General features: G+C 26.9%; 14 protein-coding genes. 7 read left to right on the forward strand and 7 right to left on the reverse strand.

The features are described 5' to 3' along the window. Window positions 1-37: 37 nt before the first annotated feature. Window positions 38-490 (reverse strand): dUTP diphosphatase, encoded by a 453-nt coding sequence (gene dut / locus VOI34_RS00695; RefSeq protein ID WP_331828705.1) that lies wholly within the window; start codon window positions 488-490, stop codon window positions 38-40. Continuing rightward, window positions 474-1,685: a bifunctional phosphopantothenoylcysteine decarboxylase/phosphopantothenate--cysteine ligase CoaBC gene (coaBC, locus tag VOI34_RS00700; RefSeq protein ID WP_331828550.1), complete on the reverse strand. Its 1,212-nt coding sequence runs from the start codon at window positions 1,683-1,685 to the stop codon at window positions 474-476. Before coaBC ends, dut begins: the two co-directional genes overlap by 17 nt. Before the next feature lie 485 nt (window positions 1,686-2,170). Between coaBC and rpmB the strand changes: the two genes are divergently transcribed. Next, complete coding sequence (gene rpmB / locus VOI34_RS00705; protein ID WP_331828551.1) at window positions 2,171-2,401, forward strand: 50S ribosomal protein L28; 231 nt, start codon at window positions 2,171-2,173, stop codon at window positions 2,399-2,401. 21 nt (window positions 2,402-2,422) lie between these two features. Next, entirely contained in the window at window positions 2,423-2,593 is a 171-nt protein-coding gene (rpmG, locus tag VOI34_RS00710) for a 50S ribosomal protein L33 (protein ID WP_331828552.1), read from the forward strand. Between the two features lie 279 nt (window positions 2,594-2,872). Here rpmG and coaD read toward each other — a convergent pair whose 3' ends face one another. The 5 genes from coaD to rfaD all read right to left on the reverse strand — a co-directional run bounded on the left by coaD (window position 2,873) and on the right by rfaD (window position 9,211). After that, the gene (gene coaD / locus VOI34_RS00715) at window positions 2,873-3,379 is read right to left on the reverse strand and encodes a pantetheine-phosphate adenylyltransferase (RefSeq protein WP_331828706.1); all 507 of its coding nucleotides are present in this window, start codon (window positions 3,377-3,379) and stop codon (window positions 2,873-2,875) included. 738 nt (window positions 3,380-4,117) lie between these two features. Next, window positions 4,118-5,401, reverse strand: coding sequence for a lipid IV(A) 3-deoxy-D-manno-octulosonic acid transferase (gene waaA / locus VOI34_RS00720; protein ID WP_331828553.1), 1,284 nt, complete (start codon window positions 5,399-5,401; stop codon window positions 4,118-4,120). A 782-nt stretch (window positions 5,402-6,183) separates the two neighbouring features. Beyond that, a complete protein-coding gene (waaC, locus tag VOI34_RS00725) occupies window positions 6,184-7,158 on the reverse strand; it encodes a lipopolysaccharide heptosyltransferase I (RefSeq protein WP_331828554.1) in 975 nt (324 codons plus the stop codon). Between the two features lie 17 nt (window positions 7,159-7,175). Further along, window positions 7,176-8,219 (reverse strand): lipopolysaccharide heptosyltransferase II, encoded by a 1,044-nt coding sequence (gene waaF / locus VOI34_RS00730; protein WP_331828555.1) that lies wholly within the window; start codon window positions 8,217-8,219, stop codon window positions 7,176-7,178. 23 nt (window positions 8,220-8,242) lie between these two features. Beyond that, the gene (rfaD, locus tag VOI34_RS00735) at window positions 8,243-9,211 is read right to left on the reverse strand and encodes an ADP-glyceromanno-heptose 6-epimerase (protein WP_331828556.1); all 969 of its coding nucleotides are present in this window, start codon (window positions 9,209-9,211) and stop codon (window positions 8,243-8,245) included. A 514-nt stretch (window positions 9,212-9,725) separates the two neighbouring features. Between rfaD and VOI34_RS00740 the strand changes: the two genes are divergently transcribed. The 5 genes from VOI34_RS00740 (at window position 9,726) to cysE (ending at window position 12,818) form a co-directional block, all read left to right on the forward strand. Further along, window positions 9,726-10,175 carry a rhodanese-like domain-containing protein gene (locus tag VOI34_RS00740; protein ID WP_331828557.1) on the forward strand — a complete coding sequence of 150 codons (450 nt, stop codon included), beginning with the start codon at window positions 9,726-9,728 and terminating at the stop codon, window positions 10,173-10,175. An 11-nt stretch (window positions 10,176-10,186) separates the two neighbouring features. Further along, the gene (grxC, locus tag VOI34_RS00745) at window positions 10,187-10,456 is read left to right on the forward strand and encodes a glutaredoxin 3 (RefSeq protein WP_331828558.1); all 270 of its coding nucleotides are present in this window, start codon (window positions 10,187-10,189) and stop codon (window positions 10,454-10,456) included. Between the two features lie 51 nt (window positions 10,457-10,507). Beyond that, window positions 10,508-10,939, forward strand: a complete 432-nt coding sequence (gene secB / locus VOI34_RS00750; protein WP_331828559.1) for a protein-export chaperone SecB — start codon at window positions 10,508-10,510, stop codon at window positions 10,937-10,939. Window positions 10,940-10,987: 48 nt separating this feature from the next. Continuing rightward, entirely contained in the window at window positions 10,988-12,001 is a 1,014-nt protein-coding gene (gpsA, locus tag VOI34_RS00755; RefSeq protein ID WP_331828560.1) for an NAD(P)H-dependent glycerol-3-phosphate dehydrogenase, read from the forward strand. 64 nt (window positions 12,002-12,065) lie between these two features. Next, window positions 12,066-12,818, forward strand: a complete 753-nt coding sequence (gene cysE, locus VOI34_RS00760) for a serine O-acetyltransferase (protein ID WP_331828561.1) — start codon at window positions 12,066-12,068, stop codon at window positions 12,816-12,818. Window positions 12,819-13,112 lie beyond the last annotated feature (294 nt).

A 13,112-nucleotide genomic window follows, 5' to 3' on the forward strand; every position in this document is an offset into this window, starting at 1 on the left:
ATACAATTTAATTTTCATTATATTAATTGACTATATTCTACATCGAATGACCAAAACCATTAGACCCACGCTTGGTAGGAATAAACGATTTAACTACAGAAAACTTAACTTTAATTATTGGTATAAAAACCAACTGTGCTACCCTTTTTCCAGGATGCACAACATATTCTTTTGATCCACGATTCCATAAAGATACTATTAACTCTCCTTGATAATCTGAATCTATGAGTCCCACCAAATTTCCTAAAACAATACCATATTTATGCCCCAACCCTGAACGAGGCAAAATAACACCTGCTATCCTTGCATCAGAAATATGTATCGCAATACCAGTATAAATTAAATGAGTTTCTCCAGGATAAATAATTAAAGATTTATTCAGGCAAGCTGGCAAATCTAATCCGGCAGATCCTGCTGTGGCATATCTTGGAAAACGAAAATGGTTACGTACACGATTGTCAATAATTTTAATATTAACTGTTTTCATTATAACGCTTAATAATTTCATTAATAAGTTGTTGTGCCAATAATTTTTTTTTTCTTAAAGGCAATATAATACTACCTTTATTCCAAAACAAATATAAAGCATTATTATCACTATTGAATCCTTGATTCACATGAGAAATATTATTAGCACAAATTAAATCTAAATGTTTAGTAACACGCTTATCTTGAGCATATTTTTCTATATTCTTAGTTTCAGCAGCAAATCCAACAACATAAGGACGTTTATCAACTAATGATCCTACTTCCGACACAATATCAGGATTTTTAATCATAATTATTTTTAAAGTATTTTTATCCTTTTTAATTTTTTCAGGAGAAGAACGATAAATACGATAATCTGATACCGCTGCACAACCAATAAAAATATGCTGATTTTTAATGTTTTTCATCACTGCTTCTTTCATATCTAACGCAGAAATAATATCAATACGTCTCACTCGAGTAGGAGTATGCAAATGTACTGGTCCTGAAATTAATGTAACTTTTGCTCCTTTATCTGCGGCAGCTTGTGCAATAGCAAATCCCATTTTTCCTGAGCTATAATTAGTAAAAAACCGAATAGGATCTAAAGCTTCATGAGTAGGACCAGCAGTAATCATAATATTAAGATGACTTAAAGAACCGTCATGAGAAAAATAATGCTCCACATAGTCAGCGAGTATCTTTGGATCCGTCATGCGCCCATAACCAATATCATTACAAGCTTGATATCCATAATCTGGGCCCCAAACTAACACCCCTCTTTTTCTCAAAATATCTAAATTAGCTTGAGTTACAATAGCTTTATACATTTGTTGATTCATAGAAGGTGCAACAGCAATAGGAGCTGTTGTAGCTAAACATAAACTACATAATAAATCATTAGATAATCCTACAGATAATCTAGCTAATAAATTGGCTGTAGCCGGAGCAAGTAAAACTAAATCAGCCCATTTAGCCAATTTTATATGAGGCATTGTCATCTCCTCTATTTGAGGAGAAAAAAAGTTATCTAAAACTGGATAACAGGATATTGTTTGTAAACTTAAAGGAGTAACAAATTTTTTTGCAGATTTTGTCATAATCACTCTAACTTCTGAACCTCTTTCTTTTAAACATCGTACTAAGTCTATAGTTTTATATGCGGCAATACCACCACTTACTCCTAATATGATACGTTTATTAATTAATCCCGTCATATTATATTCACATAATTTTAATGATTATTTGTTTTATGTGTTATATCATAAAAATTGATAGTTTTTATTAATATAAATAAAATTAATGAATTTTTATTAATTAAACATTTTTAGTAAAATAATAGTCTTGTGCACAATATACAAATTCCTATATAATATGTTTTGATAAATCTACGAAAAGCATGGATTTATGCATATACAGACAATAACAAAACCAAAATTTCGATTTTAAATCTATTAAATTTAGATATATATCTATATTAATTTTTAAAAAAATTATTTATTAATTATATTTATAAACAAAAAATGAAGAATATAAATAAATAATCATAATATAATATGCATATCTTATGCTAAATATTTAACTGAAGGCTCAATAAAGAAAATATTCACAAATTTATAGAAAAATAAATAAAATAATTTTCTTATTATTATTATTATTATTTTTAAATAGTTATTTAATAATAACAATTAGGAGAATAATTGTGACACGAATATGCCAAATTACTGGAAAACGTCCTATGAATGGAAATAAACGTTCTCACGCAATGAATGCAACCAAACGCTGGTTTATACCTAATATTCATTCCCATCGTTTTTGGATTGAAAGTAAAAAGCGCTACTTTACGTTACGGATATCTACAAAAGGTATGCGATTAATTGATAAATTAGGCATTGAATACTTTTTATCTAATTTATATTCCAAAAATAAATAATATTGAAAAAGGAATTACGCAATGGCTAAAGAAATACGAGAAACGATTCGTTTATTTTCTTCTTCTAATAATGGACATTATTACAGTACTACTAAAAACAAACGCACTAACCCTGACAAAATAAAATTAAAAAAGTTTGATCCTTTTGTGCAAAAACATGTCTTATACATAGAAGGAAAAGCAGTTAAATAAATAAAAAAGAGATAAATATTTCTTATAACTTATTATTAAAATAATCTAAATAAATTTAGATTCAGATAAATATGCTATGAAATTAATACACTATATTATGGTTTTAAAATATAATACGATATATTTAATTCCAATTTAGAACCAACCAGTAGCGGTCATCATATTAAATTTTTTTGACACCATTACATTACTCATTACTAATAAGTAATGACTACATACAATACTATCTGTATAATTGATTATACAGATAGAGTACTTACTTATAAGGCTTTTAAAAAATCACAAGGTCTCTATATTTTTTGAAGTATTTCTTAATTTTTCCATAACTTTTTTGGCAATAAAATTAGGAATAAATTGATCTATTTTCCCTCCATATTGAGCAATCTCCTTAACTAATCTAGAAGAAAGATATGCCCAAATTCCTGTAGATGTCATAAATATCGTTTCTATTTCTTTTTCAAAATAATTATTAATTTTTGCAAGTTGTATCTCATATTCAAAATCTGATCTAGTTCTTAAACCACGAATTAAAATATTTACTTGTTTTTTTTTCATAACATTTATTGTTAAGTCATTAAACCCAAACACTGTTACATTAGATAATGTTGCAGTTGCTTGTTTTGCAAATACTACACGTTCCTTAAGACTAAACATAGGATTTTTTTGTGGATTTTCAGCTACTGCTAAAAATATTTCATCAAAAATTTTATGGGCTCTAATAATTATATCTAAATGCCCATAAGTTAATGGATCAAACGTTCCTGGATACATTGCATGAGTTATCATCATATATAAAAATTACATTTTTCAGTGATTAAAACAAACCCCACAAAGCACATTTATCTATATAATAAATTAAACAAATTTTTTATTTATATAGTCTGAATTTAAAATTTAAATATTTAGTGAAAATACAAATATATCTCAAAAGAGAAAAAATCAGATACTAATCATTAAACATATTTTAGCAAATAAATAGATTTAATTCCCATATTTCTAGATATTCAAACTATTCGTATTAAAATTTAACAAATATTCATCAAAGATAAAAATATCAACTCTTATGCCACAACCTTAATTAAGTATAATTATTATCTAATACATGCATGCACTTTAAAAAAAATATTATTAAAATTTAATTATTTATATTATAAATACCTACATATAATTATAAATTCCAATATAAACAATTTCAATATTATACATATATGTATATTACAATTGTACATGAATATACAAAAATTAAAACAATACCTTTCTATTTATATAAAATACACAAAATTATTTGTTTATAATCATGGTGCATCGAGAATGAGTATAAACACATCAAATCATACTATAATATTCCAATCACTATGTTTTCTAATTTAATTCTATATTTTAATTATATTGTATAAAGGTGGTTTCAATGTGTAATGTTACACATGGGTATTACTATATTTTTAAATAATAACAAAATCATGATAACACTTAAATTTTATATCATTAAATCAACAATTAATATTTTTTTTTAAATATAAAAAATCACCTTCTAATTAATAAATAATTATCTAATAAATATAATAATTGTTGCAACGCACCTTGATTATGTTTTAGAACTTTAATAGCTCTATAACCATAATTTAAACGACACTGTTTATTTGTAAGCAGCATAGCAATAGTACTTATTAAAGATTTAGTATCAGTTACAGTAATTAATCCATCTGATTCATATAATTTAATACAAATATCATGAAAATTAAAAGTATATGGACCCATAATCAACGGAATAGAGTGTGCTGCTGGCTCTAACGGGTTATGTCCTCCATGTTTCACTAAACTACCTCCAATAAAAGCTATATCCGAAATACCATACAACAACATCAACTCTCCTATAGTATCATTAATAATTACCTGTGTTTCTTGAGATGGCGCAACTCCACCACTTCTCATAATATAGGAAAATCCAGCTTGTTCAGTAATACTTCTAACGTTAATAAAACGTTCTGGATGGCGCGGAGCTAAAATCATCAGTAAATTAGGAAATATTGTCAAAAGATGTTTATGTGCTTGTAGCAATAATTTTTCCTCCCCTTCATGAGTGCTACTAGCGATCCATACCTGTCGTTCTTTAATCCAAGTTTTTTTTAAAAATGAAATTTTATTTAACAAATCCTGAGACATCTCAATATCAAACTTTAAATTACCTGTAACAAATAACTGATTTTTTTTTAATCCTAACTTAAGAAATCGAATAGCGTCCCCTTTATTTTGAGCAGCGATAAAAGTAATACGTTCCATAATTAATGAAATAAAATAACTAAACCTCTTATACCCAATAAAAGAACGAAATGAGAGACGAGCATTAACAATAACAAAAGGAATATTTCGTTGATATAATATATTAATAAGATTCGGCCATAATTCAGTTTCCATAGCAATAACCAATCTGGGTCTAACTTGATCAATAAATCGTTTCATAGAACCAGGTAAATCATATGGTAAATAACTACAATGTGTATTGCCCTGAAACCTAGACTGTGCCAATTCTATTCCTGTTGGAGTCATCGCGGTTAATGTAATAGTTATTTTCGGATAACGTTTTTGTAAAGCACGTATCAGAGGAATAGCTGCTAATGTTTCCCCAAGAGACACAGCATGCAAAATAATACCATCAGATTTAACAGGTTTATGATAGAATCCATAACGCTCTAACCAACGTTTACGATATGATGGTGATTTCCTACTACGCCATAATAATCGTATCCATATTATAGGTTGAGCAATATACATAATAATACTATATATTCCAATATATAGTACAAACATATGATATCTCAAAATATTCAGTTAATATATCTATAACTACCACTTTAAGGAAAGTATGTGAAATTTAATCATATATCAATATTGATATATCTCATAAAATACGATTTAACAATCCATTCCTATAAAAATTAAAAAATAAATTATTAAAATATATATATATAAATTTAATAAAATTTCAATAATAAAAACAATATTATCTATTTTATTTTAATATTTTTCATATTAATAAAAAATAATTAAAATTACTAATTTTAGTACATATTTATATATGAATATAATCATAATTTACTTAAAAATTAATATTTGTTATTGCATAAATTGTTTCATTTTACTCAAATAATATTAAACAATTCAAACAATCAAATATACGTAAATTAACAATACTCAAAAATATACAACATTCTAAAATTATAATATAGCTCTATACAATCACCGTAATTTCATAGATACAGAAGTGGAAACGCTGAAATATTAAACATATCCTAATAACTTTTATTAAAAAAATAAATACCTGAAATTTATATACCAAACTCATTAATTATAAATAATTAATACCAAATATCATATAATTTTAATTGCTTTAAAATAATAGTATTAAATTATACATAATATATATTATACGTTCTAAATATTGATTTTTTCAAACAAAATAACTTTAAATTATTAAAAATACATAAATGTTAAAACTATAACTAATAGTAATATTTTTATACTTAAAAGAATCTATGCTCAAAAACAATAATGTTATTATTAAATTATAATAAATAAGTTTAAGAATATTCTTAAGTCATTGTCAAAGTTAAAACCTTCTGAAATATTTCCCAGACATACATAGGACTCAAATGTTCCATTTTTTTAGTTGAAGAATATAAAATAATTTGATTTTGTCCATATGTTCCAATTAATTCAGGATCAGTTGGTCCATATAATGTTAAATTAGGACAACCAAGTGCTGCTGCTAAATGACTAAGTCCAGTATCAACAGATATTATTGCTGTCGCTCCAGCTATTTGCATAGCAATTTCTTGTAATGTTAATTTTGGTAAGACTGTTATTTGGTTATAAAATAATTTTACTAATCGATTAATACGTAATTCTTCATTTTTTGTCCAAAAAGGTAATTTAATATGATAACCTGCATTAATAGCACACCGTGCTATAACGCTCCAGTTAAATTCCGGCCAATGTTTTTTTACTTGGGTAGTAGAATGAAAAAATATTAAATAAGGAACATTATTTTTTTGAGGTGGAAATAAATGCTCAATATTATATTTTCCTACACAAGACGGTACAGGATATTTTAAACTAAACGAAAAAAGCTGACGAATACGTTCTACAGCATGTTGGATTTTATTTACACAATGTCGTTTATGATAAAATAAAGAACTAATAGGTTCCCGTATACTTATATAATCCATTCCATGTTTTTCGCCACGCGAAAAACATGTTATTAACAACGATGTCTTCAATAAACCCTGAGCATCAATAATTACATCATATTCTGTTTTTTTTAATTCTTGAATACATTCATAATACTTCTTCCATGAAGAAGTATTATGCCAATTTTTAATCCAAAATCTAAGGTTTATAGGAATAATTTGATGTATCGCTGGATGCCAACTAAGAATCTCAGAAAAAGTTTCTTCTACAACCCAGTTAAATGATATATTCGGTACAGAAACTGATGCATCAGTAATCGCAGGCAAGGTATGTATAATATCTCCCATAGAAGAAACTTTTATAATTAAAACCTTCATGAAAAAACATTTATTAATTAATGTAATAACTTCTTTAATGCCTTTAAAACTTGATCTGGAGTAATGTTTATTAAACTACTATGATAACCATCATATAAAGTGCTATATTTTTGCATAGTATAACATCCTTTAATACAACGGAGCACAATAGATTGACTAAATAAAGGAGGAGTAAAATCAGGATTACTAGGACCGTACAATCCTACTACAGGACATTTCAATGCACAAGCTATGTGCATCAAACCAGAATCATTACTAACAATTCCCTTACATGCTGCTATAATTGCAATAGCTTCACTTAAAGATGTAATCCCTATAAGATTGTCATAATATTGTTTCAAATTTTTCAGAATACTATATTTAATAAATTTATTAATTAATTGATCTGTAGAAGACCCCAAAATCACCACATGGTATCCACAATAAATTAATTGCATAGCTAATGTTACATAATGGTAATGAGGCCAACTTTTAGACAATCCAAATCCTGAACCTGGACATAATCCAATCAATAGTTTCTTATGACTATCTAAATTAAATTTACATAATACATCTTCAATTTCTTTTTTGTTTATATTTAAATAAGGCCATGGTAACGGATTAGGTAAATCACAAAAATTTTTTATAATATTTCTATCATATGCTAAAGCAGCATAACGTTGTATCATTAACGGAAACGATGCGAATTTAAGTATCCTTAAATCATTTATTACACCGTACCTCATCTCTCCACGCCATCCAGTACGAATTGGAATATCTGCAAAAAATGGTATTAAAGCTGATTTAAACGAATTAGGTAATATTATTGCCTGTTGATATTTTTCATTTTTTAAAACTCTTCCCAGACGAAAACATTTTGAAAGCTCTAATACTCCATGTCCATAAGGAATAAATAACGTGCGATTCACTTCAGGGATATAATGAAAAAGATCTTTACACCACATTGAAGTAATCACATCAATCTGTATGTTAGAACAATATTTACTAATAAGTAAACGATACATGCTATGTGACATCACAGCATCACCAATCCATGAAGGACTAACCACTAACACTTTCATATAACCACAACACTATACTTGACTCACTGCATAATATGATAACGATCAATATCGTTACATGATAACCATTTTAAATACTGGTATATACCTTGATTAATATCAATAAACTGCTTATTATATCCTGCTTTCCTTAACTGATAAATATTTGCTTGAGTAAAAAACTGATAATGGTCACGGATTTTGTTTGGCATAGAAATATACTCAATAGTTATATCTTTATGAAAAAAACTTAGTATAGTATTCGCAATTACTTCAAATGACACAGCCTTACCAATACCACAATCAAAAATTCCAGACATATTATTACTCCAAGCCCAAAGATTTATATCAACAATATCTTCAACATGTATAAAATCTCGTTTTAACTCTTTACTCCCAACAAATAATATTGGGCGTTTCTTACTTTTAATTTGTCTATATAATTGAAATATTATACTCGCCATACTACCTTTATGTTCTTCATAAGGCCCATAAACATTAAAATATCTTAATCCACAAATTTGAGACGTAACCTTTGGCAACATTGCATGTACATATTGATCAAACAAAAATTTAGAATAACTATATATATTAATGGGTCGTTCATATTTCTGAGAATTAACAATCATACTAGTATCTTTCCCATACACCGATGCAGAAGAAGCATATATAAAGGGAATATTGCTTTTAACACAATACAATAATAGATCCTTAGAATATTGATAATTATTTTCCATCATATATTTACCGTCCCATTCAGTAGTGGAAGAGCAAGCTCCTTCATGAAACACTACATCTATATTTTTAATATAAGAACCAACAGGACTGTCCACTATATTTTTAATAAAACGATTCTTATCTATGTAGTCTGCAATATACACATTTATTAAATTCTTATATTTCATTCCATTCTTTAAATTATCTACTACTAAAATATTTTTATATGAAATATTATTTAATGCTTTAATAATATTGCAGCCTATAAATCCCGCTCCACCAGTAACTATAATCATATATTACTCGTATAATTACATACATATTAGGTATAATAAATACAATAACTTAAATTCTTTTTTAATACTTTTATATAAAATATAATCATATATATTGTTTATATCACTATGTTGATATATTATTTTCTATGTTGTTACAACCAATAAATACCAACACAAAATAATCATTAATTATGATTTGATTAATAACACTAAGAATCAAAATATATCATGAATAATATTCATTTATTAATATATTCATAATATAATATGCCAAATTTTGTTAAAACACAAAATATGTTATACATATACGTGTATATTTATAATTAAAAATTTAATACATTTATACACTACAATTGATTAAATATTATTTAAATTCATTTATACAAATATTATTTAAACTAAAACATATATTTTTTAAAATTTTATTATGATTATTAATAGTACTATTGATTTAATCAAAACTATATTATACTTATTCACAAGAATAAATAAATTTAATAATATAATGTTGTTTTAAATAAGGCTATAACCCATGTATATACAGGAAATAACAATATTTTTACAACAACATACGATACTAAGTATCGTATGGATACTCTTATTAATCGCAACTTTATATACTACAATTAATAGTTATTTATTCAAATCTTCCGAAATATTGCGTGATCAAGCGATTTTATTAATAAACAAAAAAAAAGCAATAGTAATAGATATTCGTAGTCACGATGACTATTGCTCAGGACACATAACAAACAGCATTAATGTTTCAATAAAAGACATCAAAAACAATAATATTTGTAAATTAAAAAAATTTAAAAGATCTCCATTAATTGTAGTACATGATAATAATTCACTAGCTCACTCAATTAAACAACACTTGTACAAATTAAAATTCGAAGAAGTATATGTACTTCATGGTGGTATAGTTGGTTGGAAATTTGATAATTTTCCTTTGTTACTAACAAACAAAATATTAAAATAATGAGAGTAAAAATGGCTTACATTGAAATTTACACAAAAATAAATTGTCCTTACTGTGATCGTGCCAAAAAATTATTAATAAAAAAATCATTAGATTTTAAAGAAATTCCCATAGATCATAATAACTCATCAAATAGTATGTATATAGAAATGCAACAGCGATCTAATGGTTGTACTACAGTACCACAGATTTTTATAAATGGTTTACATATTGGAGGATCAGATGATTTGATATCATTAGATAACGAGGGACAATTAAATTTAATTTTAACTAAAAAATAAAATTAAAAAATAATAATTTTTTATTAACATCGAAGATTATAAGGTGTTGATGTGCTAGAAAATAATAAAAATAATGCGGCATTTCATGTAAAACGAATATATACCAAAGATGTTTCGTTTGAAGCTCCAAACACTCCTGAAGTTTTTCAAACAACCTGGAATCCAAAAATTACGGTAGATTTAAATAGCAATTCAGCTAATATCTATGCTAATGCCTATGAAGTAGTATTATGTATCACTGTTACTGCAAGAATTGAGGAAAATACGGCTTTTTTATGTCAAGTAAAACAAGCCGGGATTTTTAATATTTCAGGACTGAATAAAACACAGATGATACATTGTCTCGGTGCATATTGTCCAGGTATTTTATTTCCTTACGCCAGTGAATGCATAAGTAGCCAAGTGTCTAGAGGAACTTTCCCTCAATTTAATTTAGATCCAATTAATTTCGACATTTTATTTATTAAGTCTTTAAAAATATGATAATACATCCTAAAAATTAGTATTCTGAAATAATTGAGTTTCACGACTATGTCTATTGTACATCCTACTATTACAATAATTGGAGCCGGATCCTACGGTACAGCCATGGCTATTGCGTTATCTAAAAACGGCCATACAGTATTATTATGGGGCCATAATAATACTCATATTCAAACACTTAAAACTCACCGATGTAATCAAGCCTATTTACCAAATATACCTTTCCCGCCATCGTTATATTTAGAAAAATCTCTATCAGTAACCTTAGCTACCTGCCTAAATTTATTAATTGCAGTACCAAGTCATGTATTCAGTCATGTTTTGATGCAAATAAAGCCAAACTTAAAGCACAATACGCGTATTATCATAGCATCTAAAGGTTTAGAACCTAAAACTGGTCGTTTTTTAAAAGATGTGACACGTGATATTTTAGGAAATGATGTGCCTATTGCAATTATTTCTGGCCCAACTTTTGCTAGAGAACTCGCTATAGGATTGCCTACTGCAATAACATTAGCTTCCACCGACGCTATATTAAATTACGATTTACAAAAAATACTACATTGCAATAAAAATTTTAGAATATATAGTAATACTGACATTATTGGTATCCAAATAGCAGGAGCAATAAAGAATATTATCGCTATTGGAGCAGGTATTTCTGATGGAATAGGGTTTGGATCAAACGCACGAACAGCGCTAATTACACGAGGTTTAGCTGAGATGTCACGCCTCGGAACAGCAATTGGAGCAATGCCAGAAACTTTTATGGGATTGGCTGGATTAGGAGATTTAGTATTAACCTGCACTGATGATCAATCACGCAATCGTCGCTTTGGGATATTGTTGGGGCGAGGTTTCAATACGCATCATGCCCAAAAAAATATTGGACAAATAATAGAAGGATTCTTAAACGTAAAAGAAGTATATATGTTATCTATTAAATACAAAATAGATATGCCCATTACTGAACAAGTGTATCAGATATTATATCAAAATAAAAATGTTCATGATGCAGCTTATTCTTTATTACAACGTACACAAAAAAAAGAAAAAATTTAATAACTAGAATAATTAATAGTATGTCTATTTAGTTATTAATAATATTATGAAATAAGGTAAACTTATGCCTTTAAATATATTAGAAATAGTTTGGAATAACATTAAAGTTGAAGCAAGGTTATTAACCGAATCTGAACCTATATTGGCTAATTTTATATATATGACTATATTAAAACATAAAAATTTTAAGAATGCGTTAATTCATATACTATCTAAAAAATTGAATAATGTAGATATACCTATAACTGATATAACCAAAATGTTAGAAAATATATATAATTCTGATGAAAATATAATTACTGCTGCAGCACAAGATATTTATGCAATACATTTGAATGATCCATCTGTAACCAAGTATTTTACTCCTTTTTTATATTTTAAAGGATTTCATGCATTACAAGCACATCGCATTTCTCATTGGCTATGGAATAATAATCGTCAAGAATTGTCTATGTATTTTTATAACCATATTTCTACTGCTTTTAATGTCGATATTCATCCTGCTGCAAGTGTTGGAAGCGGTGTTATGATAGATCATGCTACTGGAGTAGTAATCGGAGAAACATCAGTTATAGAAAATGATGTATCTATAATGCAATCTGTCACTTTAGGAGGAACTGGTAAAATAAATGGCGATCGGCATCCTAAAATTAGACAAAAAGTGATGATTGGAGCCAGTTCCATTATTCTAGGCAATATTGAAATAGGATATGGAGCCAAAATTGGAGCCGGATCTGTTGTACTACATTCCGTGCCACCGTATGCTACGGTGGCAGGAAAACCTGCCAGACTTGTAAAAAAAATTAATAAATTATAATAATTTACTGCATGAAAATAAAATATATACTATTTTAAGTAAATATTCACGACGTAACACAATAAAATACTGTTATACCGAACGTATATGTAAGACTATAATATTTATTAGTATAAATCATTAAATATACAAAAAGATTTTCATATTTTGACAGGTAAAATTAATAATATATACTACAAATATAAATATATTACAATCTATACATAATTTAATCAAATGCGCAATATACACAATAAAATTTAATACTTTCTTTATCAGAAAATTAAAATAATTGTATATCTAAAACACTAACTA

The organism is Candidatus Blochmannia sp. SNP (assembly GCF_036549215.1).
In the GTDB taxonomy this organism is placed as follows: domain Bacteria; phylum Pseudomonadota; class Gammaproteobacteria; order Enterobacterales; family Enterobacteriaceae; genus Blochmanniella.

What these genes read in the sequence shown, in the direction of transcription:
- coaBC (WP_331828550.1), bottom strand. Translation starts at nt 1,685, where the DNA reads ATGACGGGATTAATTAATAAACGTATCATATTAGGAGTAAGTGGTGGT.
- rpmG (WP_331828552.1), top strand. Translation starts at nt 2,423, where the DNA reads ATGGCTAAAGAAATACGAGAAACGATTCGTTTATTTTCTTCTTCTAAT.
- coaD (WP_331828706.1), bottom strand. Translation starts at nt 3,379, where the DNA reads ATGATAACTCATGCAATGTATCCAGGAACGTTTGATCCATTAACTTAT.
- waaA (WP_331828553.1), bottom strand. Translation starts at nt 5,401, where the DNA reads ATGTTTGTACTATATATTGGAATATATAGTATTATTATGTATATTGCT.
- waaC (WP_331828554.1), bottom strand. Translation starts at nt 7,158, where the DNA reads ATGAAGGTTTTAATTATAAAAGTTTCTTCTATGGGAGATATTATACAT.
- waaF (WP_331828555.1), bottom strand. Translation starts at nt 8,219, where the DNA reads ATGAAAGTGTTAGTGGTTAGTCCTTCATGGATTGGTGATGCTGTGATG.
- rfaD (WP_331828556.1), bottom strand. Translation starts at nt 9,211, where the DNA reads ATGATTATAGTTACTGGTGGAGCGGGATTTATAGGCTGCAATATTATT.
- VOI34_RS00740 (WP_331828557.1), top strand. Translation starts at nt 9,726, where the DNA reads ATGTATATACAGGAAATAACAATATTTTTACAACAACATACGATACTA.
- grxC (WP_331828558.1), top strand. Translation starts at nt 10,187, where the DNA reads ATGGCTTACATTGAAATTTACACAAAAATAAATTGTCCTTACTGTGAT.
- gpsA (WP_331828560.1), top strand. Translation starts at nt 10,988, where the DNA reads ATGTCTATTGTACATCCTACTATTACAATAATTGGAGCCGGATCCTAC.
- cysE (WP_331828561.1), top strand. Translation starts at nt 12,066, where the DNA reads ATGCCTTTAAATATATTAGAAATAGTTTGGAATAACATTAAAGTTGAA.